Raw genomic sequence first — 24,786 nt, forward strand, 5'->3', positions numbered from 1 at the left:
AAACCTTGCACCGAGGGCGCAAAGACCATGGCCACGCGCCAAACGACGACGTCAGGCACGCTGACGACGTTGGCCGGGATCTGGATTTCGGAACGGAATATGGCCCCGGAGCGCATTAAGGTTCGAGAGAGCGGGGCAGGCAAAGAAATAGGAATTCCATAAAGAAAACGGCCCCAACGCGGGTGCATTGGGACCGTCTGTCGTCAAATCTGTAACTGCCGTTTCAACGGCAGCGGCAGTTGCTCAAGCCAGAGATCAAGCCAGGCCTTCGGCGCGCAGGGCCTTCTGCACGGCCGGGCGGGCGGCCACGGTGCCAAGATAACGCTGGATGTTGGCGAAGGAGCTGAGGTCGATGCCGACATGCTTGGCCCAGCCGAGGATCGTCCAGAGATAGGCATCAGCCGCGGTGAAGGCATCGCCCATCAGGTAGGCGCGGCCGTCGAGCTTGCCGTCGACATAGGCGAGCCGCCTAGCGAGCAGCTCGCGGTTGATTTCCTTGGTCGCCTCGGGCGTGTTGGGCTTGAAGAAGGCGCCGAAGACCTTGTGCAACTCGGTGGCGACGAAGGCCAGCCACTGCTGGACACGGTAGCGCGCCATGTCGCCGGGCTTGGGCATCAGCCCGCTCTCGGGCTTCTGGTCGGCGAGGTACTGCACCAGGACGGAGGACTCGGTCATCAGCTCGCCATCGCCGAGAACCAGCGCCGGCACGTAGCCGTTGGGGTTGGTGGCGAGGAAATCCTGCTGGGTTTCGGTGGTCTTGGTCTTGCCGTCGACCTTGACGAGCTCGAGGTCGATGCCGACCTCGTTGGCGACGATGTGCGGGGCCAGCGAGCAGGCGCCGGGCATGTAGAAAAGCTTCATTTCCTAGGGAACTCCAGATGGTGGGTAGCCCTCCCCTCGCATGCGCGGGCGACGGGTCCAAGCATCCATCCGGTGAACACTCTGTTGCCGCCGGCGCGGAACGAGTGGCGGCGAAGTCGCGACGAGATCAGACCGTGACGGTCTTCAGGCGTTCGGCAATCAACTGGGCGAGGCGCTCGGCGACCTCTTCCTTGGGCAAATCAGGCCATTCATCGACGCCTGATTTGCTGACGATCTTCACCCTGTTGCGGTCGCCGCCCATGACGCCGCCTTCATGGCTGACGTCGTTGGCAACGATGAAGTCGGCACCCTTCTTGGCAAGCTTGGCCTGGGCATTCTTGAGCACGTCCTGCGTTTCGGCGGCGAAGCCGACGACCAGATACGGTCGCTTGGCGTGATGGCCGACGCCGGCGAGGATGTCGGGGTTCTCAACCATCTGCAGCGCCGGCGGCCCCTCACCCGCCACCTTCTTGATCTTCTCTTCAGCGGAGGCAGCGGTGCGCCAGTCGGCGACTGCGGCGACGAAGATGGCGGCATCGGCCGGCAGCAACTGCTCGACGGCGTCGCGCATCTCGCGCGCGCTCTCGACATGGATGGTCTTGACGCCGGCAGGATCGGCAATGGTGACCGGGCCGGAGACCAGGCGGACGTCGGCGCCGAGCCGGGCGAGCGAGGCGGCCAGGGCGTGGCCCTGCTTGCCCGACGAGCGGTTGGCGATGTAGCGCACCGGGTCGATGGGTTCGTGCGTCGGCCCCGAGGTGATGATGATCTTGCGGCCCGACAGCGGCTTCGGCCGCACGTCCAGCAGTTCCTCGATGGCACCGACGATCTGCAGTGGCTCGGCCATGCGGCCCTCGCCGGCCTCGTTGCTCTCGGCCATCTCGCCCTTCATCGGACCGATGAAATGGACCCCGTCCTTTTCGAGCGTAGCGCGGTTGCGGCGCGTCGCCGGGTTGGCCCACATGCGCGGATTCATGGCCGGCGCGAACAGCACCTTCTTGTCGGTGGCGAGCAGCACGGCGGAAGCGAGATCGGAGGCATGGCCGTTGGCAAGCTTGGCCATCAGGTCGGCGGTAGCTGGCGCGACGACGATCAGGTCGGCCTCGCGCGCCAGCCTGATATGGCCGACATCCTGCTCGTCCTGGCGGTCGAAGAGATCGGTGAAGACATGGTCGGCGGTGAGCGCACCGACCGACAGCGGCGTGATGAACTCCTGTGCGGCTGTGGTCATAACCGCCCGAACCGAGGCGCCGCGCTCGCGCAGGCGGCGGATCAGGTCGAGCGACTTGTAGGCCGCGATGCCGCCACCAATGATGAGCAGGATGCGCTTGCCGGAAAGGAACATGCTTGGCCCTCAGGCCGGCTTCAGCGCCGGCTCGATGTCGGTATGGATGAAATCGTCGCCCTTGAAAAGCAGCGGCAGCCGGCGAGATTTGGCGAGCGCGTAGGCGAAGCAGTCGCCGAAATTGAGATTAGCGGCGTGGCCAGAACCGCGCCCAAACCGTCGATGCGCATCGACGGCAGCGTCGGCCAGGCCGCGATCGAACGCGACGACATCAAACTGAAGCGCCTGCGCCAGCCGCTGCAGACGATCCAGTCCTTCAGCACCAAGCCGGCTCGAGACGACGATACCTGTTTCCGCCCATGTCGGCGCGCACACCAGTACCGGCTCGCTCTGCATGCGCCGGGCCAATGCCTCAGCCTCTGGCTCGGCCGCCAGAAATGCGAAAATGGCGGAGGTGTCGACAACGATCATTTTGGATGATCATTCTCGTAGAGATAATCCCAGACCTCGTCCTGAGCCCGCTTCAGATCGAAACGCTTGTCAGGTTTTCGGGACAGACGCATGATTTCATCGAACGTCGCCTTCACGCGCTGATGATCTCCCTTGAGAACATCGCGCGTGATGAGATCCCGTGCCTCTTGCTCCATCGACACGCCGCGCGCTGCCGCACGTTTGCGCAGCTCCTGCTTCACGTTGTCGTCGAGATTGCGAATGGTCAGGGTGCCCATAACTCAGCTCCTGCCCCTAAAGATAGCGCGCCCACGTCATGCATTCAATGACAGCACTGCTAGCAGTGCTGTCAGACAATCTGCCAGGCAAGGAACACAAGCGTCAGCGCAATGACCCACAGCGCGATGCGGCCGGAGCGGGTGTGGCGGGCCTCGGCCTTGCCGATCGCCTTGGCGGTCTCGGCATCGAAACGCAGGCCGTTTTCGGCCATGAGGTCGATCTGGCGCGACAGGCGTTCGGTGCGCGCAGCAAAATCGGGCGCCTGGCGGACGAGCGACATCAGCGCGCTGACGCCGTCGCGGGCATCGACCAAAAGGCCACGGGGGCCAAGATTGCCTGCGATCCAGTTGCCAACCACCGGTTCTGCGGTCTTCCACATGTTGAAGGCCGGATCGAGCGTGCGGGCGACGCCCTCGACGACGACCATGGTCTTTTGCAGCAGCACCAGTTCGGGCCGCGTTTCCATGTCGAACAGTTCGGTGACCTCGAACAGCAGCGTCAAAAGCTTGGCCATCGAGATGGTCTCGGCCGGCTGGCCGTGGATCGGCTCGCCGATGGCGCGGATCGCCTGGGCGAAGGCCGCGACATTGTGGTGGCGCGGCACGTAGCCAGCCTCGAAATGCACCTCGGCGACACGCATGTAGTTGCGGGTGATGAAGCCATAGAGGATCTCGGCGAGGAAGCGCTGCTCCTTCTTGCCGAGACGGCCGGAGATGCCGAGATCGACGGCGACGATGTCGCCCTTGGCGTCGACGAACATGTTGCCGGGGTGCATGTCGGCATGGAAGAAGCCGTCGCGCAGCGTATGGCGCAGGAACGACTGGACCAGCGTCGCGGCGATCGCCTTGAGGTCGAAGCCGGCGGCGCGCAGCCCCTCGATGTCGTTGAGCTTGACGCCGTCGATCCACTCCATGGTCAGTACGTCGCGGCCGGTGCGCTCCCAGTCGACCGTAGGTACGCGGAAGCCGGGGTCGTCCCTGGTGTTTTCGCCAAGCTCGGAATAGGCGGCCGCCTCGAGGCGGAAATCCATCTCGATCTTGGTGGTCTGGGCCATCGTTTCGGTGATCTCGACCGGGCGCAGGCGACGGCTCGACGGCACGAAGCGCTCCTGCAGCCGGGCGGCGAGGAAATAGCTTTCGAGATCCTGAAAGAAGCGGCGGCGCACGCCGGGGCGGATGACCTTGACCGCGACCTTGCGCGGACCGTCCGGCGTCGCAACCTCGGCCGGATGGACCTGGGCGATGGAGGCGGCGGCGATGGGCGCATCGATGCTGATGTAGAGATCGGAAACCTTGCGGCCGAGCGAGCCTTCGATGGCCTCGACGGCTTCCGACATCGGGAAGGTCGCCATGCTGTCCTGCAGCAGCGCCAGGTCGAGCGCGATGTCGTCACCGACGACGTCGGGTCGGGTCGCCAGGAACTGGCCGAGCTTGACGTAGGACGGGCCAAGGCGGGCGACCGCATTGGCGAGGCGATCGCTGCGCACGCTGTTGCGGGCGCGGCGGCGCGTGAACAGCTTGGCCACCTGCCAGCCGAACTTGGGCAGGCCGGTGAGCTGGTCGCCCGGCAAGGCCGCGACCACGCCCTCGCGCACCAGCACCCAGCCCGCTCGCGCGAGCCGGAAAGACGCCCCGAGACTGCTCATCGCGCGCCGTCCGTCAAAGCTTCCAGCCCGAATGAAGTGCTGCGATGCCGCCGGTGTAGTTGCGGAAGGTGACACGATCGAAGCCGGCGCGGGTGATCATAGCGGCGAAGTTCTGCTGGTTGGGAAACTTGCGGATCGATTCGACGAGATAGGCATAAGGTTCGCCTTCGCCTGTCACAGCCTGGCCGATGCGCGGAATGGCATTGAACGACCAGGTTTCGTAGATTTTGTCGAGCAGTGGCATCTCGACCTCGGAGAACTCGAGAACCATCAGGCGCCCGCCCGGCTTCAGTACGCGGTAGGCTTCCAACAGCGCCACATCGATGCGCGGAACGTTGCGGATGCCGAAGGCGATCGTGTAGGCGTCGAAGGTCTCATCAGTGAAAGGCAGCTCTTCGGCGTTGGCTTCGACGAAATCGGTCTTGTCGGCGAGGCCGCGCTTTTCGGCGCGCTCACGGCCGACGCCAAGCATCGAGCCGTTGATGTCGAGCACGGTAGCATGCGCATTGCCATGCGAGGCGTCGACGATGCGGAAGGCGATGTCGCCGGTGCCGCCGGCTACGTCGAGCACCTTCCAGCCCGGACGCCTGGGCGGATTGAGCCAGGCAACCATGGCGTCCTTCCAGACGCGGTGCAGGCCACCCGACATCAGGTCGTTCATCATGTCGTAGCGGTTGGCGACCTTGTGGAAGACCTCGTTGACCAGGCCCTGCTTGTCACCCGCACCGACATTACGGAAACCGTAGGAAGTTTCCATGCCGCCGACGGCCGTCGTCCGTTGTTCTGACATTTTGTTGTCCAATCAAATCCGGCGGGACCATAGCCGATCACACCAGCGGGCGCTATTGTTTGAGGCGCGGTTTTAGGCCGCGCCTGCGCCGACAAGACAAGGAACAACGAATGCCTTTGAAAGCCGAGCTGCACTGCCACATAGAAGGGGCGGCGGCACCAGAACTCGTCGTCCGCCAGGCGCAGAAATACGGCAAGGACGTCTCACCCTTCATCCAGAACGGCTCCTTCGTGTGGAACGATTTCACCTCGTTCCTTGCGGCCTACGACTTCGCCGCCGACCTTTTCCGCACCGAAGAGGACTACGCCCGGCTGTCCGAACACTATCTGACGAGCCTTGCCCGCGACGGCGCGATCTATTCGGAGGTGTTCACTTCGCCCGACCACGCCATCAAGGCCGGGCTGTCACCCAAGGCCTACACCGACGCGCTCGGCGAAGGCATGCAGCGCGCCAAGGCCAAGACCGGCATCGAGGGCCGCATGATCGTCACCGGCGTGCGCCATGTCGGCGTCGATTCGATCGAGGCGGCGGCGCGCTTCGCCGCCAGGTGCAACCATCCGCTGGTGACCGGCTTCGGCGTTGCCGGTGACGAACGCATGGGCGAGTTCGAGGATTATGTGCGTGCCTTCGAGATCGCGCGCGAGGCCGGGCTCGGCATCACCATCCATGCCGGCGAGCTGCTGGGCTGGGAAAGCGTGGCGCAGGCGCTCGACCACATCAAGCCCTCGCGCATCGGCCATGGCGTGCGTGCCATCGAAAACCCCGATTTGGTCAAGCGCATCGCCGATGAGGGCGTGGTGCTCGAAATCTGCCCAGGGTCGAACATTGCACTGAAGGTGTTCGACAGCTTCGCCGACCATCCGTTCACGAAGCTGCGCGACGCCGGCTGCAAGGTGACGCTGAACTCCGACGATCCGCCCTATTTCTGGACGACGCTGAAGCGTGAATACGACATTGCCACAGAGCATTTCGGCATGGACGACAAGGCATTGCTGGCAACGACGCGGACGGCGATCGAGGCCGCCTTTGTCGACAAGAAGACCAAGGCTGCCCTTCTTGCCCGCCTCGACGGCCATAAACGCTGAATTTGGCCGACAAAACTGTGGTTCAAGGCTGGCGCGACATTGGTCGGCGACGCGCCAGCCGATAGTATGGCCTGAATTATCCGAGTTCCAGGAGCGTAAGCCATGACCGTGACTGTCGTCGACCATCCGCTTGTGCAACACAAGCTGACCATCATGCGCGACAAGGAAACCTCGACGGCCGGCTTCAGGCGGCTGCTGCGCGAGATCTCGCTTTTGCTCGGCTACGAGGTGACGCGCGACCTCGAACTGACCACCAAGATGATCGAAACGCCGATCGAAACCATGGAAGCGCCGACGCTTGAAGGCAAGAAGCTAGTGTTCGCTTCGGTGCTGCGCGCCGGCAACGGTTTGCTCGAAGGCCTGCTCGACCTGGTGCCGGCGGCACGCGTCGCCCATGTCGGGCTCTACCGCGACCACGAGACGCTGGAAGCGGTCGAGTATTTCTTCAAGGCGCCGAGCGACCTTGGCGACCGTCTGGTGATCGTCGTCGACCCGATGCTGGCAACGGCCAATTCGGCGATCGCTGCGATCGACAAGTTGAAGAGCCGTGGCGCCACCAATTTGCGCTTCCTGTGCCTGCTCGCCTCGCCTGAAGGTATCGAGCGCTTCGCCAAGGCGCATCCAGACGTTCCGGTGTTCACCGCCTCGATCGACCGCGAGCTCAACGAGAAGGGCTACATCATCCCCGGCCTTGGCGATGCTGGCGACCGCATGTACGGCACCAAATAGGCTTTAACCCACGGTTTACCGCCTTTGACATTGGGATCGTGCCGTTAAAGCCGCGAGCACCTTGTTTGGCCTATCGTGACGCCTCAATTCAGGGCATCACATGCTGCGTAAACTCATCATATTCGGCGTCTGCGCTGGCGCATCCGCGTCGGTGCCGATGCTTTGGGACAAGGACGGCGCAAAACTCAAGGCGCTGACCGAGATGGCGGCGGGCAACGACACGCCGGCATCCAAGCCGATCGCGGTCAGTGCGGCGACGGCCTCCACCGCTGGCCGCAGCGTAACGATCGACGCCGACATGCGCGGCCATTTCACCGCGAGCTTCAAGATCAACGGGCGCTCGATCGACGCCATGGTCGACACCGGGGCGACGCTTGTGGCGATCAACGTCTCGACCGCGCGCAAGGCCGGCGTGAAGGTTACGCCCAGTGATTTCACCCAGCAGGTCAATACGGCGAACGGTGCCGCACGCGCAGCGCTGGCACGCATCGACAGGCTGCAGATCGGCCGGATCAGCGTCGACGACGTGCCGGTGGTGGTGCTCGAAGACAAGGCGCTCGACGGCACGCTGATCGGAATGAGCTTCCTGTCGCGCCTCAAGAAATATCAGGTTGAAAACGGCGCGCTGCTTCTGGTGCAGTGAGCCTCAGGCCGCGCTCTGCCGGTCAGCCGTCCGGAAGTGGCCGGGCGGATGGCCGATGACCCGCTTGAAGGCGCGGCTGAAGGCGGCTTCCGAATCGTAGCCCAACCGTGACGCAACGACCGAGATCCGCAGGCGGTCGCGGACCAGCCACTGCCTGGCCTGATGCATCCTGACCTGGGTGACGTAGCGCGCCGGCGTTTCGCCAACGATGGCGGCAAAGCGGTCGGCGAAACCGGAACGCGAAGCACCCATCATCCGGGCCAGCGCCTCGACCGTCCAGTTGTGGCTCGGCTCGAGATGGATCGCGGCCAGCACCTTGCCGATCTTGGGATCCCTCACCGCGGCGACCCAGCCGCTGGAATCACCGCAGCCGCGCTCGACCCATGAGCGGATGATGATGGCGGCAAGCACGTCGGCAAGCCGCGCGACGATGCCAGCGGAGCCGACGCGCTCGAGTTTGACCTCGCGCGCCATGGTTTCGAGCATGTGGGTGATGCCGGGGTCATGGGCCTCGAGCTCGGTGGTGCGCATGACGTCGGGCATCATGCCGAGCAGTGGGTGCAGGCCATCGAGGTTGAAATACATGCTGCCGCAGAACAGCAGCGTGCCCGGGCGGCAGCCCTCGGTCGACAGGCAAAAAACCTTCTCGCAGATCTGCTTGATCTCGTAGCCGTTGATCGGCGACGACTTGGCTCCCGGCTCGCTGGCCAGGGCGTGCGCGACGCCGCGCGGCAGGAGCACGGCGTCGCCGCAGCGAAGCTCGACCCACTCGCCCGAGGGCTGGCGCAGCCAGCAGGCCTTCTGGCCGACGAAGTAGAAGCGTGCCGTGGCCTGGGCCGGGAACTCGATGTTCCACGGCTCCTTCAGCTCCCAGCGGCCGTACTCGACGCCTTCCAGACGCAAGCCACGCAAGATGTCGGTCAGCGGGTCGGCAGCAAGTTTGGACGAACGATCATTCATGCTGGCGTTTCTAGCATGGAAACGCCAATTCGCCACCCCCATGTTGCACCGCACCGCAATCGGAGAGCCGCCCCCATGAACGATATCGCGACCGCAACGCTGGACGCTATTCCAATCCAGCAAGCGAAAACCGAGGAGCGCGCGGAACCCCTGTGGGGCGCCGTGGTGTCGCTGTCGCTCGGTGTATTCGGCCTTGTGACAGCCGAATTCCTGCCGGCCAGCCTGTTGACGCCGCTGGCGCAGGATCTCGGCATCACCGAAGGCACGGCCGGACAGGCGGTGACGGCAACGGCGGTCATCGGCGCCATTGCCGCGCCCACCATGTCGATCATCACCAGGCGTATCGACCGCCGGCACGTCATGCTCGGCCTGACGCTGTTGCTGATCGTCTCGAGCGTACTTGCAGCAACCGCCTGGTCGCTGCCTTCGCTGTTGTTCGCGCGTGTCCTGCTGGGCATTGCACTCGGCGGCTTCTGGTCGATGTCGGCAGCCATCGCCATGCGACTGGTGCCGAGCGACGTCTTCCCGCGCGCGATGTCGATCATCCTCACCGGCGTTTCCGTGGCGACCGTCTGCGCCGCACCGATCGGCGCCTATGTCAGCGACGTATGGGGCTGGCGCACTGCCTTCATGCTCGCCGCGGCAGTCGGCGTCGTGACGCTGATCGTCCAGTTCGCGACCCTTCCCAAGCTGCCGCCGGTCAGCGTGTCGAGCTTCCGCAGCCTGCTTGATGTGTCGAGGAACCCGATGGTCAGGGTCGTGCTGCTCGTCGTGCTTTTGACCGCGTCCGGGCATTTCGCCGGCTTCACCTATGTCAGGGCATTCCTGGAACAGGTGCCGGTGCTTACCATCGAAAACGTCTCGCTGGTACTGCTGGCCTTTGGCATTGGCGGCTTCTTCGGCAACTTCGCCGGCGGCTTCCTCGCCGAGCGCAGCCTCAAGGCAGCTGTCATGCTGGCGCCGCTGCTGATCGCGATATCAGCCGTTGCCCTGCTGTTGCAGGGAGCATCGCCTGTCGTATCAGCCATTGCCGTTGCCGCCTGGGGCTTTGCCTTCGGCGCCGTGCCGGTTGGCGTGCAGACATGGATGGTGCGTGCAGCACCCGACCAGGCGGAAAGTGCCGGCGGTTTGCTGGTCGCGGCCTTCCAGGTGGCGATTGCGCTGGGCGCGGTGTTCGGCGGCCTGCTGGTCGACAATGCAGGCGTGGCAAGCGCTTTCGGCTATAGCGCCGCAGCGACGCTGCTGGCTGCGATCGCCGTCGCCTGCTTCGGCAGGAAGCACGCAAGCTGAACACACTGGACGAGGCTGTTGCGCCGCGTAGCTAACTTTTCCTGACGCAATTCCCAACGGAGAACCGCGTCACACTTACCCTGGAATTGCCCTAGCTGTGCGGCGCAATGCGTCTGGCGATAACCTTTGCTGCAACCGGCCTCGTGTCATCGAGCGTGTAGCCCGCAAGCACCGACGCAGCGGCGGCTTCCGCTGCGAGCGGACTGCGGGCGTGGATGCGTGCGAGCGCGTCGCCTTTCCGCATCTCGGCCCCGACGGGCACCAGCGCGGTGATGCCGACTGCGTGGTCGACTTTGTCTTCGGGCCGGGTGCGGCCGCCGCCGAGGGCGACGACGGCAAGGCCGATGTCGCGGGTGGCGATGCCCGAGACAAAGCCCTTGCGCTCGGCCTTCACCACCAGTTCCACCTCGGCCCTTGGCAGGTATTTGGCCGGCTTCGCCACGAAATCGGCCGGGCCGCCGAGGACAGAGACCATGCGGCCGAAGATGTCGGCGGCGGTGCCGCCTTCCAGCGCCGTGCGCGCCCTCGCCAGCCCATCGCGCTGCGAGCTTGCCCGGCCGGCGGACAAAAGCATCTCGGCTGCGAGCGCCAGCGTCACCTCTTCGAGACGCGGATCGCGGAAGCGGCCGGTGAGGAAATCGACCGCGTTGGTGACCTCGACGGCGTTGCCGGCGGCGGAGGCCAACGGCTCGTTCATGTTGGTAATCAGCGCGGTCGTCCTGAGGCCCGCGCCATTGGCGACCTCGACGAGGCTGGTGGCGAGCGCTGCGGCATCGCGCGCCTTTTCCATGAAGGCGCCATTGCCGATCTTGACGTCGAGCACCAGAGACTGGAGGCCGGCGGCGAGCTTCTTCGACAGGATCGAGGCGGTGATCAGAGGCACCGATTCGACCGTCGCGGTGACATCGCGGATACCGTAGAAGCGCTTGTCGGCAGGGGCGAGATCGGCGGTCTGGCCGATGATGGCGCAGCCTGTCTCGCGCACCGTGCGCCTGAACAGCGCAAGGTCTGGCTGGCTGACATAACCGGGGATCGAATCCATCTTGTCGAGCGTGCCGCCAGTGTGGCCGAGGCCCCGACCCGAGATCATCGGCACATAGGCGCCGCAGGCAGCGACGATAGGAGCGAGCATCAGTGAGACATTGTCGCCGACACCACCGGTCGAATGCTTGTCGGTGACGGGACCGGGCAGATCGGACCAGTCGAGCACGTCGCCGGAATCGCGCATGGCAGTGGTCAGCGCCACCGCCTCGTCACGGCTCATCCCGTTGAAGAAGACAGCCATGCCAAAGGCCGCGATCTGGCCCTCCGACACGGTCTCAGTGGCGATGCCGGCGACGAATGCAGCGATTTCGTCAGCTGACAGCGTCTTGCCGTCGCGCTTGCGGCGGATGATTTCCTGTGGGAGCATCAGAATGTGCCTGCGGGCGGCGAAGGTGCGTTTCCCGTTTGCGCCACCACCTCACCCATCGAGCGGACCCTTCTCGAACATCTTGCGCAGCACCGTGGCGAGGCGGCCGCCGCCGATGGGGGCCATGTCCTTGGTCTCGCGATGCGACAGCTCGGCCCCGGTCATGCCGGCGGCGAGGTTGGTGATGACCGAACAGGCAAGCACCTTGAGGCCGAGGAAGCGGGCGATGATCGCTTCCGGCACCGTCGACATGCCGACAGCATTGGCACCGAACATGCGGGCCATGCGGATCTCGGCCGGTGTTTCGAAGGACGGGCCCGAAAACCACATGTAGACGCCCTTGTGCAGGTCGATGCTTGCGGCTGCAGCTGCTGCTTCGAACGCCTTGCGAAGGCCGGCGTCATAAGCCTCGGTCATGCCGACGAAACGCCGGTCGGTCGGCTCGCCGAATAACGGATTGGCGCCGGCGAAATTGATGTGGTCCTCGATCAGCATGATCGAGCCGGGCAGCATGCCGGGGTCGACGGAGCCGGCGGCATTGGTCAGCACGAGCTGGGTTATGCCGATGCCGGCAAGCGTCTCGAGCGCCGGGCGCATCACCGAGGCGTCGCCATGCTCGTAATAATGGGCGCGGCCGGCCATCATGATGACCGGCTGGCCGCCGAACAGGCCGGCGACGAGTTCGCCGGCATGGCCGGTAACGCCGCTCCGGGGGAAGCCGGGCAAGGCGGAATAAGGAATGCGGACGGCGTTTTCGACCTCGTCGACGAGGCCGCCGAGGCCGGAGCCCAGCACCATCGCGGTTACAGGGGCGAGACCGTCGAGCTGCTCGACGAGACGATCGACGGCTTCCTTCATTTCAGGATCTCACCTTCAAAACCATAGGGCAGCATCTGGCCCATGGTCACCGTTTCGACGATGCCGGCATCGTCGCAGAGGTACAGCTTGGTATCCGGGCTGGTGAATTCGGCAAGGCGCTGGCGGCAGCCGCCGCAGGGGGTGATGCGGGCCATGCGCTCGGCGACGACGGCGATCTCGGTGATCTTGCCGCCGCCAGCCATGATGTAGTGGCCAAGGGCCGTGGTCTCGGCGCACCAGCCCTCGGGATAGGACGCGACCTCGATGTTGGCGCCGGCAAAGACCCGGCCGTCCTCGGTGCGCAGCGCCGCGCCAACCGGGAATTTTGAGTAGGGTGCGTAGGCCTTGGCCATAGCAGCCGTCGCCGCCTGGAAGAGATCATGGGACAAGACTTACTCCTTTCGCGTGGCCCGGTCCGAAAACCGGCTTCCGCTTTTCCGGGCCATGCTCAGCGCTCCTTCACATAAGGCACGCCGCCGGCGCGTGGCGGGATCGCCTTGCCGATAAAGCCGGCGAGCAGGATGACGGTCAGCACATAGGGCAGCGCCTGCATCAGCTGCACCGGCACCTTGCCGATGATCGGCAGCGGCGTGCCCTGAAGTCGGATCGACAGCGCGTCGAGGAAGCCGAACAGCAGGCAGGCGAACATCGCCGGCACCGGCTTCCACTTGGCGAAGATCAGGGCGGCGAGCGCGATGTAGCCACGGCCGGCGGTCATGTCCTTGACGAAGCCGGCGTTCTGGGCGAGCGCCATGTAGGAGCCGGCGAGGCCAGTGAGGATGCCGGTGCAGATGACGGCGCGATAGCGCAGCCAGGCGACCGAGATGCCGGCGGTGTCGACCGCGGCCGGGTTTTCGCCGACGGCGCGCAGGCGCAGGCCAAAGCGCGTGCGGAACAGCACCCACCAGGTGAAAGGCACGGCGAGGAAAGCGACATAGGTCAGCAGCGAATGGCCCGACAGCAGGCCGGAATAGAGCTGGCCGATGACGGGCACGTCGCGCAGCGCGTCGGCGCCGGGCAGCTTGATCTCGCCGAAGCGGCCTTCCGGCGGCAGCGAGGGCGTGCGCCCGCCCTGCTGGAACCAGGCCTGGCCGAGGATGATGGTCGAACCGGCAGCAATGAAGTTGATCGCCACGCCCGACACGATCTGGTTGCCGCGATGGGTGATCGAGGCAAAGCCGTGGACCAGCGCCATGCCGACCGAAACAAGGATGGCGAAGAGCAGGCCGATCCAGGCCGAGGCGAAGACGGCAGCGGCGGCGGCACCGGCGAAGGCGCCGGCCAGCATCTTGCCTTCAAGCCCGATGTCGAAGACGCCGGCGCGTTCCGAATAGAGCCCAGCCAGGCAGGCGAGCAGCAGCGGCACCGAAACGCGGATGGTCGAGTTCAGGATGTTGATGAGCGCGTCGACGAATTCCATTTCAGGCACGCTCCCCTTTGGTCGCCGATATGCCGACCGATCGCGGGCTGAAGCTCGCGAAAATGCCCTGGATCGTCGGCCGGAACATGTTTTCCAACGCGCCGGCGAACAGGATCACCAGGCCCTGGATGATGACGATCATGTCGCGGGAAATGTTTGGCATCTCGAAGGCGAGCTCGGCGCCGCCCTGGTAGAGCATGCCGAACAGGATTGCCGCCGGCACGATGCCGGCCGGATGCGAGCGGCCCATCAGCGCAACCGCGATGCCGACGAAACCGGCGCCGGAAACAAAATCGAGCGGCACGTTGTGTTGGTCGCCCATGATCGGGTTGAGCGCCATCATGCCGGCGAGCGCACCCGAAATCAGCATGGTGACGATAATGATGCGGGTCTCGGAAATGCCGGCGTAACGCGCGGCCTTCGAGCTGAAGCCATAGGTGCGGATCTCGTAGCCGAGCCTGGTGCGCCAGATCAGCACCCAGACCAGGAAAGCCATGACCAGCGCCAGCAGGAACGAGATGTTGAGCGGTGCGGACGGCCTGACCTTGAGGCCGAATTCGGCGAGCAGCCAGCCGAGCTTGGGCAGTTGCCCGCCCTCGAGGAACTGGCGCGTCTGCGGTGCCATCGAGCCGGCCGGCTTCAAGACGTTGACCAGCATGTAGACCATCACCGAGGCGGCGATGAAGTTGAACATGATGGTGGTGATGACGATGTGCGAGCCGCGCTTGGCCTGGAGATAGGCCGGGATCAGCGCCCACAGCGCGCCAAACAGCGCCGAGGCGATGATCGCCATCGGAAACACGACCCACCATGGCAGGGTGCTGTCGAAGGCCAGGACAATGATGGCGATGCCGAGGCCGGCGATATAGGCTTGGCCCTCGCCGCCGATGTTGAACAGGCCGCAGTGGAAGGCGACCGCGACCGCAAGGCCGGTGAAGATGAAGTTGGTGGCGTAGAACAGCGTGTAGGCGAGGCCCTGGCCGCTGCCGAAGGCGCCCTCGACGAGGATGACGGCGGCGCGCAGCGGGTTTTCGCCGACAAGCAGCACGACGAGGCCGGCGACCACGAAGGCGACGAGCAGGTTGATGAGGGGAATGAGCCCGTAATCGGCCCAGGCCGGGAGTTTTGCGTAAGGCGTGCTCATTCGGCGGCCTCCTTGTGTTCGACGCCTGCCATCAGAAGCCCAAGCTCGCCTTCGCTCGTTTCGGGTCCGCGCTCGCCAACGACGCGGCCGGCGAACATCACAAGGATACGGTCAGACAGCGAGCGAATCTCGTCGAGTTCGACCGAGACCAGCAGCACCGCCTTGCCCTGGTCGCGCATGGCGATCAGGCGCTTGTGGATGAATTCGATGGCGCCAACGTCGACGCCGCGGGTCGGCTGGCCGACGATCAGCACGCCGGGATCCTGTTCGATTTCCCGCGCCAGCACGATCTTCTGCTGGTTGCCGCCGGAGAAATTGGCTGTTTTGAGCCGGGGATTGGCCGGACGGATGTCGTATTTCTCGATCTTTTCCTGTGCGTCCTTCTGGATTGCATCGAGATTGAGGAACGGACCTTTGAGGTATTGCGGCTTGTCGTGATAGCCGAGGATGGAGTTCTCGCTTTCGTCGAAGGCGAGCACGAGACCGACATGGTGCCGGTCCTCAGGCACATGGGCTAGGCCGCGGTCGCGCAACTCGCCGGGGTCTGCCTGGCCGGTCAGGTCGATCGGCGTGCCGTCGAGCATGACGGTGCCGGAGACCGCCTTGCGGATGCCCGAGACGGCTTCCATCAGTTCCGACTGGCCGTTGCCGGCGACACCAGCGATGCCGACGATCTCACCGGCGCGGATGTCGAAGGAGACGTCGTCGACCATGGTGACGCCGCGCGAATCCTTGACGGTCAGGTTCTTGATCGCAAGCTTGACCGCACCCGGCTTTGCCTCGTCCTTTTCGACGCGCAACAACACGCGGCGGCCGACCATCAGCTCAGCCAGTTCCTCGACGGTGGTTTCGCTGGTCTTGCGCGTCGCCACCATGGTGCCCTGGCGCATGACCGAGACGTTGTCGGTGATCGCCATGATCTCGCGCAGCTTGTGGGTGATCAGCACCACCGTCTTGCCCTGTTCCTTCAGCTGCTGAAGGATGCGGAACAGGTGATCGGCTTCGGCGGGCGTCAAGACGCCAGTGGGCTCGTCGAGGATGAGGATTTCGGCGCCGCGATAAAGCGCCTTGAGGATTTCGACACGCTGCTGCAGGCCGACCGGCAGCTCTTCGATGAGCGCGTCGGGATCGACCTCGAGTCCGTATTCCTGCTCCAGGCGGCGTAGTTCCGAGCGCGCCTTGGAGATCGAATTCTTGAGCAGGGCCTCGCCTTCGGCGCCGAGGATGATGTTTTCCAGCACCGAGAAATTCTCCACCAGCATGAAGTGCTGGTGGACCATGCCAATGCCCGCGGCGATGGCGTCGTTGGGCGTCTTGATGTGTGTCGGCTTGCCGTTGACGCGGATTTCGCCGCTGTCGGCCTGATAGAAACCGTAGAGGATCGACATCAGCGTCGACTTGCCGGCGCCGTTTTCACCGATGATGCCGTGGATGGTGCCGCGCGGTATTTCGAGCGCGATATCGCGGTTGGCGCGGACAGCACCAAAACTCTTGTTGATGCCGATCAGTTCGATAGCTGCTTGCGCCATACGACCGTCCCACCTCAGGTTTCTTATGTTCTTGTTATGGCTTGCCGAAAGAGCTAGCACGCCGATACTGCCCTGCCAATCGGCTCGCCCCGTGACCCCGTGGAATTGGCCGACCCATGGCCAATTTCGACGCGACGACCGATGTGAAGGCCCAATGAGGATCGCCCATGACCACGCCCGATGACCGGCTGACGACGCTGGAAATACGCGCCGCCGAACAGGAGCATACGATCGAGGAGCTTTCCGGCCAGATCGCCGAACAGTGGAAGACCATCGAGCGCATGCAAAAGAAGCTCGACGCCCTTGCCGAGCGCTTCCTAGTGCTCGAGGAACAGACCGCGCCCGACACGCCGGTGACCAAGCCGCCGCACTGGTAGATTCAGCCTTCCGATCAAGATTCGGCCGACCAAGATTCGAGCTGACCAAGATTCAGGCCAGACCGGCGGCGTCGGATGGCTGCCACAGTTCGATCGGATTGCCCTCGGGGTCGTGGATCCGACAAAACCGGCCGACCTCCGAGTCCCATTCCTCTCGCGTTTCCACCGCGATACCAGCTGCCTTCAGGTCGGACATCGCAGCGTCGAGATCATCGACGCGCAGATTGATCAACCATTGCTGCTCCGGGCGGCCAAAATATTCGGTGTCCTGGCTAAAGGGCGCAAGGATTGTCGGCCCTGCCTGCTGTTTCCAGACCGTGCGCGAAATATCCGAGATGCCGAGGTGCTTTTCGTACCAGGCAGCGAGCGCTTGGGGGTCCTTGGCGCGAAAAAAGAAGCCGCCAATTCCGGTCACGGTGAACATAGACTGCCATCCCAAAGACTGGGCCACAATGACCCACGCCGCCGAACGATGCCCGGCGGCGTGGATTTCGATCAGCTACCGATCAATAGGGGCACTTGTCGTCCGAAGTGTAGTCATGCACCTGGATGGTGCCGGCGATGATGTCGGCCTTGGCCTTTTCGACGGCAGCCTTCATCTCGTCGGTGACGAGCGCCTTGTTGTTGTCGTCCATGGCGTAGTCGACGCCACCTTCCTTGAGGCCGAGATTGTTGATGCCGCCTTCGAACTTGTCGTTCTTGGCATCCATGAAGGCATTGTAGACGGCGACGTCGACGCGCTTGAGCATCGAGGTCAGCACCTTGCCCGGCTGCAGGCCGTTCTGGTTGGAATCGACGCCGATGCCGAGCTTGCCGCCGTCGGCAGCAGCCTGGAGCACGCCGACGCCGGTGCCGCCGGCCGCTGCGTAGATGACGTCAGCGCCCTGCGAGATCTGGGTCTTGGTGATTTCACCGCCCTTGGTCGGGTCGTTCCAGGCAGCAGGCGTGTCGCCCGTCATGTTCTGGATGACTTCGGTCGCACCGGCAGCCTTGGCGCCGCCAACGTAGCCGCAGCCGAACTTGCGGATCAGCGGAACGTCCATGCCGCCGACGAAGCCGACCTTCTTGGACTGCGAGGCAAGGGCTGCCATGACGCCGACGAGATAAGAACCTTCATGCTCCTTGAACACGATCGACTTCACATTGGGCTTTTCGACGACCATGTCGATGATGGCGAACTTCAGATCCGGATAGTCGGCGGCGACCTTGGCGAGCGCCTCGGACCAGGCAAAGCCGGCCATGACGATCGGATTGCGGCCATCCTCGGCGAAGCGGCGTAGGGCCTGGTCGCGCTGCGAGGCGTTGGAGACTTCGAACTCGACATAAGCGATGCCGGTCTCGGCCTTGAACTTCTCGGCGCCGTTGAAGGACGCTTCGTTGAACGACTTGTCGAACTTGCCACCGAGATCGTAGAGCAGCGCCGGCTGAACATCAGCTGCGAGCGCCGGAAGGCACATGGCGGTGGCCGCCAGAAGGCCGAGGACGATACGTTTCATGTGATCCACACCCTGTCGGTTGTCTTTTTTGCAATCGCCGCGCGAGCCGTTCCTCCGGCTGCCGCACAGCGTATGGCGAGGATCTCTCCCCCCGCGCATAGCCATATCTTGCACGGGCCAAGACAAAATTCACGCGGAATCTTGACCTTTTGGAAAAATGCACAGGCGTCGCAAATGGCGTGTGAAACGAATGCCTAAACAGCGGCCTTGTCAGGGATTGTACAAGCAACGCCGGTGCCCTTCAGGCCACAATAGCCATGGGGATTCTTGGCAAGGTATTGCTGGTGATCGTCTTCGGCGAAGTAGAACTGGGGTGCGATGCCGATCTCGGTGGTGATCTTTTCGCGGCCGGCAGCCTTGAGCGCGATTTGATAGGCATCGCGCGAAGCGATCGCCTCGGCCTGCTGGGCATCGGAGAAGGTGTAGATCGCCGAGCGGTAAGTGGTGCCGACGTCGTTGCCCTGGCGCATGCCCTGTGTCGGATCATGGCTCTCCCAGAAGATCTTCAGCAGGTCGGCATAAGAGACTTGCGTCGGATCGAAAACCACCAGCACGACTTCGGCATGGCCGGTCAGGCCGGTGCAGGTCTCCTGGTAGGTCGGATTGGGCGTCAGCCCACCGGCATAGCCGACAGCCGTCACCCAGACTCCCGGCGTCTGCCAGAACAGCCGCTCAGCACCCCAGAAGCAGCCGAGGCCGAGCATCGCCGTCTCGAAGCCTTCTAGAAATGGCCCCTTGAGCGGACGCTTGGAGACGTAATGCTTCGATGCGGTCGGAATGGCCCGCGCACGGCCGGGCAGCGCTTCACCAGGGGTCGGCAGCTTGAGCTTCTTGTTCAGCATGTCGCTCAGGAAAAACATCGGCCTTCTTTCCTCGTCGTTGCGCCGAACCCTGTCGCGCCTGGCTGTGGCCTCAGACCTCGCCGGTAAAGCGGCCCGCGCGCCGCCTGTAGCCAATCGCATAGAGCAAGAAGGCAAGGACGGCGAAGATCGCGAAGCCGGGCTGGTTAAGCACCGGAACGACAAAGCTGTCCCAGAAAGCCGGGCTGGTCTTTTCGCGGACGAATGTCTCGGTCGCAGCCAGCGTGGTCGGCGAGGCCGTCGACCAGCTGGTGTCGAGCGGGGTCATCACCAGCCGCGACACGGCGACGGTACGCGTGGCGTCGAGCACCGCCATGATGACGGCGACCGAGAGCGCGATTGCGGCAGCGAGGCGGAACACGAAGCGGATCATCGGCGGTCCTGGAAATCGGTTTCGAACGAGAAATAGGCCGCGTGAGGGGCGGGCGCAATCGTCGACAGGGCTAATTGACAGGCGTTTGCGGGGGGACTGCTGGCTCGGACTTGCGGCGATTGACCCGCCAGACGGCGAAGATGCCGCCGGCAACGGCACCGACCAGAAGGCCGCCGAGGCCGATCAGCACAACGAAATAGCCGCAGGCGCCTTCGAAGCAACTCATGTCGGTGGCCTCGGAAATCCCCGTGCCCAGTGCGAGCCCGAGACCCGCGCCAAGTGCTGCACCAACGATGATGCCGACGATCGCGGCCACGACCGAGACCACAAGGCGCGGCCGCTCATGCGAGCCGCTGCTCAACGAGGCCGGTGGTTGATCCTGCCGGCGGACCAGCCAGATCATGGCAAGACCGATGGCCATCTCGCCGAAATCCCAGGCGAGGCCTTCAATGCCGAAGGCAAAGTCGGGCATGACGAAGATGTAGACCTGCTTGGCCAACAGGAAGGCAACGATCGCCCATTGCCAGATGGTGAAGTTACGCGGGAAGCGTGGGGAACGATTGTAGGCCAGCACAAGCAGATAGATGCCCCAGGCAATCGTCACCGCGCTGAAGCCGACCGAGGCGTAGATCAGCCACAACACCGCCGTCGGCATCGAGAAATCTAGCATGATGGCGATGCTGGCGTCGATGCCGCGCGCGCTGAGCGCCACAACCAGGCAAAGCCAGGCTACCGGCAGCCAACGCCAGATGTCCCAGCCGGACGGTTCGCTCTCGGACGACATCGAATCTCCCCTGCCCCAGACCGCACTTTGCGGCAGAGCGCCACGCAGTTGCAAGACAGGCGACCACAGCTCGCGACTACCGTCCCGCCGGTGCGGCTCGCCCCATTCATGGCGCTGGGCGTTGCCGCGATCATTTGCCTGATAACATTTGCCATGTAGCGCTTGGCAAGCGGCGCAGGATCGACTAGATGAGCCCCGCAGCCGGACGCTCAACGTGTTCGGCGGCAGGCGATGGGTGCCCGGCTGGTTGGCCGCATCCGATGACGGCTCGACGAGCCGACGCCAAGGAGATGCGTGCACTCCCAACCGGCCCGGCATAACCAGCCGGCGCATGGCGCGTATGCGGAGAGGTGGCCGAGTGGTTGAAGGCGCACGCCTGGAAAGTGTGTTTACGGGAGACCGTAACGCGGGTTCGAATCCCGCTCTCTCCGCCAGCTATCAAATTGCGCCCCCTACATCCCGATTTAGACGGCGTTAGGTTGCAGCCTCGAAGACAGGAAGGCTGGCCTCGATCATGTCTGCGGTGCCGGTCAGGCTGATCCGGAAATCCGTGGGCCGGTCGAAGAGCGTTCCCGGCATCACGAAGACACCATGGTCCGCCAGTCTGCGGGTGAACCCAACCGCATCGCCGCGCGGCGCGCGGCCCCAGAGGTAGAATGTCCCTTCTGGCTTGGTCATACAGTAGCCCCACTGCGTCAGCGCGCCGTGCAGCCGGTCGCGTTTACGCTGCAGTTCACCGATGTCGATGCTCATCCTTTCAAGATCGCCGACCGCATATTGCAGCGGCGCATCGGGAAAATTCCAGCCGCCACCAACCTGCGACGTCAACGCCGCGGCACGCAGGGCTTGCTTGTCGGCTTCGGGCATGGACGGGCAGATTGCGAGGTAGCCGATGCGCAGGCCCGGGGCGAGCAGGATCTTGGCGTAGCTGTAGTCGATGAGCGTGTGGGGATAGACGGCGGCGGGGCTGGTGAACGGCACGCCGTCAAAGCGGATGCGGCGATAGGGTTCGTCGGACAGGATGAAGATCGGGCGGCCAAACTCCGCCGACTTCCGGTTGAGCATGGCGGCGAGTTCGGCCAGGCGTTCCCGGCTGTAGATGACGCCCGTCGGATTGTGCGGCGTGTTGACCACCACGATCCGTGTGCGCGGCGAGATCGCAGCCTCGATGACAGCCACGTCGAGGTCGAATGTTCCTTCGGCGAGCGGGGCCGGGACCGGTACAGCATTGCGGGCGCGCAGCGTGGTGGCGTAGCAGAACCAGCCCGGCAGCGGGATGATGCATTCGTCGCCAGGGTCAAGCAGCAGGGAAAAGGCAAGCGCGATCGCCCCGAAGGCGCCCTGTGTCATCGCGATGTCCTCGGGGCAGAACGGCAGCCCGAGTTCGGCGCCAAGAGCCTCGGCAATCACCGTGCGCGGTTCCTCTTCGCTGGTCTTGTAAGCGAACCAGTTCGCGCTTTTCGGCTCCATCCTAGCCTGGATCGCCGCCACCATCGCCGGCAGCGGCATCTCATGCGGATTGCCGAAAGTGAGATCGGCGCGCACATCCTTGTCGTCGACGCCGTCGCGATAGCTGTTGAAGAACCTGAAGACCGTGTCGATGGCGTCGGCCGACGAAATCGCTCGTGCGGACAGAATGCTCATAGGGTCGCTCCCGATGCTCGGCAAAGCATGCGCCTGGGCAGCGCCGGAGTAAACGGGGCGTTCAGGCGAGCCCAGTAACCCGCTCGCATGGAGCGGATTCGGCCGGTCGAGCAGCCTTGGCAGCAGCCGGAGGTTCAGATCTCGACAACGGTGAGCGCCTGGACGAACGACGCGAGGGAATGCGCGACCCTGGCGCGGCCAGCCATTGCTGACCGCCCAACCGCTGATCTTGTTTCTACTTCCTGGCAGATTTGCCGGCACCAGCGGACGCTGCACTTGCCGCAAGCTCGGCTTCCTTTTCCAGCCGCAAGGCGCGTAAGCGCAGTGTCTTTTCCTCGCGCTGCTGAACGACGGCATCCATCTCGGAGTTGATCCGGTTGCGGGCCAGAGATTGCGACTGCGTCTTGCCAAAGGCTGACTCGGCCTGCTCTCGTGCCTTGCTCTGGGAGTCGGTCATGCTTGTATCCCTACAGTTTCGAAAAAACGGCCTGAGCGCTGCCAACAAAAAAGCCAGGCAATTGCCTGGCTTTTTTAGTCGCTCGCGCCCTATGACGGTGCCAGTACATCCGTGGTCACCGAAGGGCACAAAGACCGATCAGGCAGCCTGCAGCTGACCCGCAGACATCTTGCCCGACTTGTTGTCGCGCTCCATCTCGTAGGCGATCTTCTGGCCTTCGACGATTTCGCGCATGCCAGCCCGCTCGACAGCGGAGATGTGGACGAACACGTCCGGGCCGCCGTTGTCAGGCTGAATGAAGCCGAAGCCCTTGGTAGCATTGAACCATTTCACTGTGCCAGTGGTCATAACAAACCCCTTTTCATGGCAATATTGATCGACAGCCAAGCGACTGCGTGGCTGTTTACATCGCGATTTTATTTGAAGGGATGTTCGTTGGCGCACAGCGTCTTTGCGCAATAACAAAAATCGAACAAGCAAATATCGACAACCGGTATTTATATTCATTAGCTGTCGCTGTCAATTTTATTATTCTGCTCGCGAAAACGGCCGCCCCGTGAAGGGGAATTGCCATCTCGACGGGATGCAGGGCCACCGGCGCGGCCGCATCTCCATTGACGGCCAGACATCGATGTCGAGCGACGATGCATCGTCGCGCCAGACGGACCGGGGCTGCTATTTCAGCATGACGACGGCTTCAACCTCGAACAGCATCGGGTCGACGGCCAGCTTGGGAACGGGGATCAGGGTCTGCGCCGGCAGCGTGTCGCCGAACATTTCCTTGACGCTCTCGGTCAGCACGCCGAGCTTGGACATGTCGTGATCGACCACGAACACGGTGAGCTTGGCGACCTGATCGGGCTTGGCGCCGAGTGCATCGAGCGCGCTGCGCAAATTGGCGTAGGCCTGCTTCACCTGGACGGCGAAGTCGGGCGACAGGCCGCCGGTGGCATCCTGGCCGCCCTGCCCTGAAATGTAGGCCACCCGGGCACCGGCGGGCACGATCACCGCCGTGCTGTAGCCGTTCGGCGAGGGATCATACAGGCTCGGTGGATTGACGATGGTCAACTTGAGATCGCTCTCGTTGGCTGTCGTTATGGTGGGAACTGCCATGGTCATGATGAGGCCTCCGATAAGCAGGTGCTTGATTGCGCGTGACATGAATTCTCTCTTGGCTCTGCAGACCGGGAGCAACGTGCCCTCAATGCCTGCACGATCGACCTTCGACACATCGTCGACAGGATGACTCGTACGATGTGCAATTTGTCGTATGGTACGTCGTACGAGTCAACTGCACGGCATCGACATTCCTGACGCTGCCTGCCAAAAACGCGGCTCCGACCTGCGAGGAAGACGAATGGTGGCCAAACGTAGCGGCGCCCAGAGCAAACGGGCCCGGCCCGGTGAATTGCCCCGGCCGGTGCAGGAACCGCGCAATGAACCGCCGCTCTCGCTGGAGCGCATCGTCGTGACCGCGGTCGAGCTCCTGGATGCCCAGGGGATCGACGGATTGACGATGCGGCGGCTGGCCGAGCGCCTCGGCTCGGGCGTGATGAGCCTGTACTGGCACGTCGACAACAAGGAGGATGTCTTTGACCTGGCGCTCGACAAGGTGCTCGAGTATCGCGGAGCGCCTGAAGCGACAGAGCCTCAGGAGTGGCGCGCGGAGGTCATCCATGTGCTCGAAGACTGGCGCACCAGCATGCTGCGCCATCCCTGGTCGGCATCGCTGCTGCCGCGCCGGGCGCTCGGACCGAACATCCTCGGTCGCCTGGAACTGCTGAGCAGGACCTTGTCAGAGGCCGGTGTGGCGGATGCCGACCTGAACGTCGCGATCTGGTCGCTGTGGAACCATGTGATGGGCTCCACCATCACCCGGGCGAGCTTCGAGCTGTCGGACGACGACAAGGCCGCAGCACAACAGCGCCTCACAGGCCTCAGCGAGCGCTACCCGACCATCGAACGCTCTCGCCTGCTGCTGGACAGCGATTGGGACGGCACCTTCCGGCAAGGCCTCGACTTCCTGCTCGACGGCCTTGCCCCAAGGCAATGAACATTCGTCATTTGCCGGGCGAGACGGTGGGCCCTTCCTGCTAGCGCTGCATGCACCAATTCTTGGGCAGATGCTTTGGCCTGGCCATGGACAGGCCGGCGCGGAGGGCCTCGTCAAGGTCAGGTGTAAGGTATGCCGTCTCCGGGCCGCCACCGAAATGGTTGACCCGATGGCTCCCGCCTCTCTTGCTCATGAGAATTCCAACCAGCCTTAGCTGCTCCTGCACTTCGCGATATCTCATTGGCTGCAATCCCCGCCATTCCCAGAAATCCCCCAGCAACATTAGTGAGCACTAAAATCATCTGGCGAGCAAGGATTGGGTTAACAAATGGTGAATCTTCCCATTTTGCGTTCGGCGATAGG

At 63.7% G+C, this 24,786-nt stretch carries 28 protein-coding genes and 1 tRNA gene; 7 read left to right on the forward strand and 22 right to left on the reverse strand.

The genetic code is table 11. The features are described from left to right. Positions 1 to 255: 255 nt before the first annotated feature. From gstA to ubiE, 6 genes are all read right to left on the reverse strand, one after another. Complete coding sequence (gstA, locus tag IHE39_RS16200; RefSeq protein ID WP_192567153.1) at positions 256 to 861, reverse strand: glutathione transferase GstA; 606 nt, start codon at positions 859 to 861, stop codon at positions 256 to 258. Between the two features lie 127 nt (positions 862 to 988). Continuing rightward, entirely contained in the window at positions 989 to 2,206 is a 1,218-nt protein-coding gene (coaBC, locus tag IHE39_RS16205) for a bifunctional phosphopantothenoylcysteine decarboxylase/phosphopantothenate--cysteine ligase CoaBC (protein ID WP_184770053.1), read from the reverse strand. A 9-nt stretch (positions 2,207 to 2,215) separates the two neighbouring features. Then, on the reverse strand, positions 2,216 to 2,617 hold the full coding sequence (locus IHE39_RS16210; RefSeq protein WP_184770052.1) for a type II toxin-antitoxin system VapC family toxin: 402 nt from the start codon (positions 2,615 to 2,617) through the stop codon (positions 2,216 to 2,218). Then, positions 2,614 to 2,874, reverse strand: a complete 261-nt coding sequence (locus tag IHE39_RS16215) for a FitA-like ribbon-helix-helix domain-containing protein (RefSeq protein ID WP_192567154.1) — start codon at positions 2,872 to 2,874, stop codon at positions 2,614 to 2,616. Before IHE39_RS16215 ends, IHE39_RS16210 begins: the two co-directional genes overlap by 4 nt. 71 nt (positions 2,875 to 2,945) lie before the next feature. Continuing rightward, positions 2,946 to 4,520, reverse strand: a complete 1,575-nt coding sequence (gene ubiB, locus IHE39_RS16220) for a 2-polyprenylphenol 6-hydroxylase (RefSeq protein ID WP_184770050.1) — start codon at positions 4,518 to 4,520, stop codon at positions 2,946 to 2,948. A 13-nt stretch (positions 4,521 to 4,533) separates the two neighbouring features. Further along, positions 4,534 to 5,310: a bifunctional demethylmenaquinone methyltransferase/2-methoxy-6-polyprenyl-1,4-benzoquinol methylase UbiE gene (ubiE, locus tag IHE39_RS16225; RefSeq protein ID WP_192567155.1), complete on the reverse strand. Its 777-nt coding sequence runs from the start codon at positions 5,308 to 5,310 to the stop codon at positions 4,534 to 4,536. A gap of 110 nt (positions 5,311 to 5,420) precedes the next feature. Between ubiE and IHE39_RS16230 the strand changes: the two genes are divergently transcribed. The 3 genes from IHE39_RS16230 to IHE39_RS16240 all read left to right on the forward strand — a co-directional run bounded on the left by IHE39_RS16230 (position 5,421) and on the right by IHE39_RS16240 (position 7,767). Beyond that, positions 5,421 to 6,395: an adenosine deaminase gene (locus tag IHE39_RS16230; RefSeq protein WP_184770048.1), complete on the forward strand. Its 975-nt coding sequence runs from the start codon at positions 5,421 to 5,423 to the stop codon at positions 6,393 to 6,395. Positions 6,396 to 6,497: 102 nt separating this feature from the next. Beyond that, on the forward strand, positions 6,498 to 7,124 hold the full coding sequence (gene upp / locus IHE39_RS16235; protein ID WP_184770047.1) for a uracil phosphoribosyltransferase: 627 nt from the start codon (positions 6,498 to 6,500) through the stop codon (positions 7,122 to 7,124). Between the two features lie 100 nt (positions 7,125 to 7,224). Then, on the forward strand, positions 7,225 to 7,767 hold the full coding sequence (locus IHE39_RS16240; RefSeq protein WP_184770046.1) for a TIGR02281 family clan AA aspartic protease: 543 nt from the start codon (positions 7,225 to 7,227) through the stop codon (positions 7,765 to 7,767). Between the two features lie 3 nt (positions 7,768 to 7,770). Here the strand turns inward: IHE39_RS16240 and IHE39_RS16245 are convergent, their stop codons facing one another. Further along, entirely contained in the window at positions 7,771 to 8,727 is a 957-nt protein-coding gene (locus tag IHE39_RS16245; protein ID WP_184770045.1) for an AraC family transcriptional regulator, read from the reverse strand. A 75-nt stretch (positions 8,728 to 8,802) separates the two neighbouring features. Between IHE39_RS16245 and IHE39_RS16250 the strand changes: the two genes are divergently transcribed. After that, the gene (locus tag IHE39_RS16250) at positions 8,803 to 10,017 is read left to right on the forward strand and encodes an MFS transporter (protein ID WP_192567156.1); all 1,215 of its coding nucleotides are present in this window, start codon (positions 8,803 to 8,805) and stop codon (positions 10,015 to 10,017) included. 91 nt (positions 10,018 to 10,108) lie between these two features. Here IHE39_RS16250 and deoA read toward each other — a convergent pair whose 3' ends face one another. Genes deoA through IHE39_RS16280 form a run of 6 tightly spaced genes read right to left on the reverse strand, consistent with a single transcriptional unit; the run spans position 10,109 to position 16,379 of the window. Next, complete coding sequence (gene deoA / locus IHE39_RS16255; RefSeq protein WP_184770043.1) at positions 10,109 to 11,428, reverse strand: thymidine phosphorylase; 1,320 nt, start codon at positions 11,426 to 11,428, stop codon at positions 10,109 to 10,111. Between the two features lie 51 nt (positions 11,429 to 11,479). Next, positions 11,480 to 12,286: a purine-nucleoside phosphorylase gene (locus IHE39_RS16260; protein WP_184770042.1), complete on the reverse strand. Its 807-nt coding sequence runs from the start codon at positions 12,284 to 12,286 to the stop codon at positions 11,480 to 11,482. Beyond that, positions 12,283 to 12,675 carry a cytidine deaminase gene (cdd, locus tag IHE39_RS16265; protein ID WP_115729475.1) on the reverse strand — a complete coding sequence of 131 codons (393 nt, stop codon included), beginning with the start codon at positions 12,673 to 12,675 and terminating at the stop codon, positions 12,283 to 12,285. The genes IHE39_RS16260 and cdd overlap by 4 nt, the downstream gene beginning before the upstream one ends. Positions 12,676 to 12,734: 59 nt before the next feature. Beyond that, the gene (locus IHE39_RS16270) at positions 12,735 to 13,706 is read right to left on the reverse strand and encodes an ABC transporter permease (protein WP_192567157.1); all 972 of its coding nucleotides are present in this window, start codon (positions 13,704 to 13,706) and stop codon (positions 12,735 to 12,737) included. A 1-nt stretch (position 13,707) separates the two neighbouring features. Then, positions 13,708 to 14,850 (reverse strand): ABC transporter permease, encoded by a 1,143-nt coding sequence (locus IHE39_RS16275; RefSeq protein ID WP_184770040.1) that lies wholly within the window; start codon positions 14,848 to 14,850, stop codon positions 13,708 to 13,710. Further along, entirely contained in the window at positions 14,847 to 16,379 is a 1,533-nt protein-coding gene (locus IHE39_RS16280; protein WP_184770039.1) for an ABC transporter ATP-binding protein, read from the reverse strand. The genes IHE39_RS16275 and IHE39_RS16280 overlap by 4 nt, the downstream gene beginning before the upstream one ends. A 167-nt stretch (positions 16,380 to 16,546) precedes the next feature. Here IHE39_RS16280 and IHE39_RS16285 point away from each other — a divergent pair, with 167 nt between their 5' ends. Continuing rightward, positions 16,547 to 16,756 (forward strand): SlyX family protein, encoded by a 210-nt coding sequence (locus IHE39_RS16285; RefSeq protein ID WP_184770038.1) that lies wholly within the window; start codon positions 16,547 to 16,549, stop codon positions 16,754 to 16,756. Positions 16,757 to 16,808: 52 nt separating this feature from the next. On the opposite strand, the gene IHE39_RS16290 is transcribed toward IHE39_RS16285, so the two are convergent. The 5 genes from IHE39_RS16290 to IHE39_RS16310 all read right to left on the reverse strand — a co-directional run bounded on the left by IHE39_RS16290 (position 16,809) and on the right by IHE39_RS16310 (position 20,269). Then, a complete protein-coding gene (locus IHE39_RS16290) occupies positions 16,809 to 17,180 on the reverse strand; it encodes a VOC family protein (RefSeq protein WP_192567158.1) in 372 nt (123 codons plus the stop codon). 82 nt (positions 17,181 to 17,262) lie between these two features. Next, entirely contained in the window at positions 17,263 to 18,252 is a 990-nt protein-coding gene (locus tag IHE39_RS16295) for a BMP family lipoprotein (protein ID WP_184770036.1), read from the reverse strand. A 194-nt stretch (positions 18,253 to 18,446) separates the two neighbouring features. Continuing rightward, entirely contained in the window at positions 18,447 to 19,112 is a 666-nt protein-coding gene (gene msrA / locus IHE39_RS16300) for a peptide-methionine (S)-S-oxide reductase MsrA (RefSeq protein WP_192567159.1), read from the reverse strand. Between the two features lie 52 nt (positions 19,113 to 19,164). Beyond that, positions 19,165 to 19,485 carry a hypothetical protein gene (locus tag IHE39_RS16305; RefSeq protein WP_184770034.1) on the reverse strand — a complete coding sequence of 107 codons (321 nt, stop codon included), beginning with the start codon at positions 19,483 to 19,485 and terminating at the stop codon, positions 19,165 to 19,167. Between the two features lie 70 nt (positions 19,486 to 19,555). Then, positions 19,556 to 20,269, reverse strand: coding sequence for a hypothetical protein (locus IHE39_RS16310; RefSeq protein ID WP_192567160.1), 714 nt, complete (start codon positions 20,267 to 20,269; stop codon positions 19,556 to 19,558). Positions 20,270 to 20,613: 344 nt separating this feature from the next. On the opposite strand from IHE39_RS16310, the gene IHE39_RS16315 reads away from it, so the two are divergent. After that, positions 20,614 to 20,703: transfer RNA gene (locus IHE39_RS16315), tRNA-Ser, on the forward strand. Positions 20,704 to 20,743: 40 nt separating this feature from the next. On the opposite strand, the gene IHE39_RS16320 is transcribed toward IHE39_RS16315, so the two are convergent. From IHE39_RS16320 to IHE39_RS16335, 4 genes are all read right to left on the reverse strand, one after another. Next, a complete protein-coding gene (locus IHE39_RS16320) occupies positions 20,744 to 21,913 on the reverse strand; it encodes an aminotransferase class I/II-fold pyridoxal phosphate-dependent enzyme (protein ID WP_192567161.1) in 1,170 nt (389 codons plus the stop codon). Between the two features lie 235 nt (positions 21,914 to 22,148). Beyond that, entirely contained in the window at positions 22,149 to 22,370 is a 222-nt protein-coding gene (locus IHE39_RS16325; RefSeq protein ID WP_184770031.1) for a hypothetical protein, read from the reverse strand. A 138-nt stretch (positions 22,371 to 22,508) separates the two neighbouring features. Beyond that, the gene (locus tag IHE39_RS16330) at positions 22,509 to 22,718 is read right to left on the reverse strand and encodes a cold-shock protein (protein ID WP_115729494.1); all 210 of its coding nucleotides are present in this window, start codon (positions 22,716 to 22,718) and stop codon (positions 22,509 to 22,511) included. A gap of 327 nt (positions 22,719 to 23,045) precedes the next feature. Then, positions 23,046 to 23,531, reverse strand: a complete 486-nt coding sequence (locus tag IHE39_RS16335; RefSeq protein ID WP_192567162.1) for a RidA family protein — start codon at positions 23,529 to 23,531, stop codon at positions 23,046 to 23,048. A 196-nt stretch (positions 23,532 to 23,727) separates the two neighbouring features. On the opposite strand from IHE39_RS16335, the gene IHE39_RS16340 reads away from it, so the two are divergent. Beyond that, the gene (locus IHE39_RS16340) at positions 23,728 to 24,423 is read left to right on the forward strand and encodes a TetR/AcrR family transcriptional regulator (RefSeq protein ID WP_192567163.1); all 696 of its coding nucleotides are present in this window, start codon (positions 23,728 to 23,730) and stop codon (positions 24,421 to 24,423) included. The last annotated feature ends 363 nt before the right edge of the window (positions 24,424 to 24,786 follow it).

The organism is Aminobacter carboxidus (assembly GCF_014863355.1).
GTDB classification, from domain to species: domain Bacteria; phylum Pseudomonadota; class Alphaproteobacteria; order Rhizobiales; family Rhizobiaceae; genus Aminobacter; species Aminobacter carboxidus.

Excerpts from the sequence above, each read along its gene's own strand:
- IHE39_RS16295 (WP_184770036.1), bottom strand. The coding sequence starts at position 18,252 with ATGAAACGTATCGTCCTCGGCCTTCTGGCGGCCACCGCCATGTGCCTT.
- IHE39_RS16325 (WP_184770031.1), bottom strand. The coding sequence starts at position 22,370 with ATGACCGACTCCCAGAGCAAGGCACGAGAGCAGGCCGAGTCAGCCTTT.
- IHE39_RS16245 (WP_184770045.1), bottom strand. The coding sequence starts at position 8,727 with ATGAATGATCGTTCGTCCAAACTTGCTGCCGACCCGCTGACCGACATC.
- IHE39_RS16340 (WP_192567163.1), top strand. The coding sequence starts at position 23,728 with ATGGTGGCCAAACGTAGCGGCGCCCAGAGCAAACGGGCCCGGCCCGGT.
- IHE39_RS16215 (WP_192567154.1), bottom strand. The coding sequence starts at position 2,874 with ATGGGCACCCTGACCATTCGCAATCTCGACGACAACGTGAAGCAGGAG.
- IHE39_RS16250 (WP_192567156.1), top strand. The coding sequence starts at position 8,803 with ATGAACGATATCGCGACCGCAACGCTGGACGCTATTCCAATCCAGCAA.
- msrA (WP_192567159.1), bottom strand. The coding sequence starts at position 19,112 with ATGTTTTTCCTGAGCGACATGCTGAACAAGAAGCTCAAGCTGCCGACC.
- IHE39_RS16210 (WP_184770052.1), bottom strand. The coding sequence starts at position 2,617 with ATGATCGTTGTCGACACCTCCGCCATTTTCGCATTTCTGGCGGCCGAG.
- ubiE (WP_192567155.1), bottom strand. The coding sequence starts at position 5,310 with ATGTCAGAACAACGGACGACGGCCGTCGGCGGCATGGAAACTTCCTAC.
- coaBC (WP_184770053.1), bottom strand. The coding sequence starts at position 2,206 with ATGTTCCTTTCCGGCAAGCGCATCCTGCTCATCATTGGTGGCGGCATC.
- IHE39_RS16330 (WP_115729494.1), bottom strand. The coding sequence starts at position 22,718 with ATGACCACTGGCACAGTGAAATGGTTCAATGCTACCAAGGGCTTCGGC.
- IHE39_RS16305 (WP_184770034.1), bottom strand. The coding sequence starts at position 19,485 with ATGATCCGCTTCGTGTTCCGCCTCGCTGCCGCAATCGCGCTCTCGGTC.
- IHE39_RS16275 (WP_184770040.1), bottom strand. The coding sequence starts at position 14,850 with ATGAGCACGCCTTACGCAAAACTCCCGGCCTGGGCCGATTACGGGCTC.
- upp (WP_184770047.1), top strand. The coding sequence starts at position 6,498 with ATGACCGTGACTGTCGTCGACCATCCGCTTGTGCAACACAAGCTGACC.
- deoA (WP_184770043.1), bottom strand. The coding sequence starts at position 11,428 with ATGCTCCCACAGGAAATCATCCGCCGCAAGCGCGACGGCAAGACGCTG.
- IHE39_RS16310 (WP_192567160.1), bottom strand. The coding sequence starts at position 20,269 with ATGTCGTCCGAGAGCGAACCGTCCGGCTGGGACATCTGGCGTTGGCTG.
- IHE39_RS16240 (WP_184770046.1), top strand. The coding sequence starts at position 7,225 with ATGCTGCGTAAACTCATCATATTCGGCGTCTGCGCTGGCGCATCCGCG.
- IHE39_RS16280 (WP_184770039.1), bottom strand. The coding sequence starts at position 16,379 with ATGGCGCAAGCAGCTATCGAACTGATCGGCATCAACAAGAGTTTTGGT.
- IHE39_RS16290 (WP_192567158.1), bottom strand. The coding sequence starts at position 17,180 with ATGTTCACCGTGACCGGAATTGGCGGCTTCTTTTTTCGCGCCAAGGAC.
- IHE39_RS16260 (WP_184770042.1), bottom strand. The coding sequence starts at position 12,286 with ATGAAGGAAGCCGTCGATCGTCTCGTCGAGCAGCTCGACGGTCTCGCC.
- IHE39_RS16230 (WP_184770048.1), top strand. The coding sequence starts at position 5,421 with ATGCCTTTGAAAGCCGAGCTGCACTGCCACATAGAAGGGGCGGCGGCA.
- IHE39_RS16285 (WP_184770038.1), top strand. The coding sequence starts at position 16,547 with ATGACCACGCCCGATGACCGGCTGACGACGCTGGAAATACGCGCCGCC.
- IHE39_RS16270 (WP_192567157.1), bottom strand. The coding sequence starts at position 13,706 with ATGGAATTCGTCGACGCGCTCATCAACATCCTGAACTCGACCATCCGC.
- IHE39_RS16335 (WP_192567162.1), bottom strand. The coding sequence starts at position 23,531 with ATGTCACGCGCAATCAAGCACCTGCTTATCGGAGGCCTCATCATGACC.
- IHE39_RS16320 (WP_192567161.1), bottom strand. The coding sequence starts at position 21,913 with ATGAGCATTCTGTCCGCACGAGCGATTTCGTCGGCCGACGCCATCGAC.
- gstA (WP_192567153.1), bottom strand. The coding sequence starts at position 861 with ATGAAGCTTTTCTACATGCCCGGCGCCTGCTCGCTGGCCCCGCACATC.
- ubiB (WP_184770050.1), bottom strand. The coding sequence starts at position 4,520 with ATGAGCAGTCTCGGGGCGTCTTTCCGGCTCGCGCGAGCGGGCTGGGTG.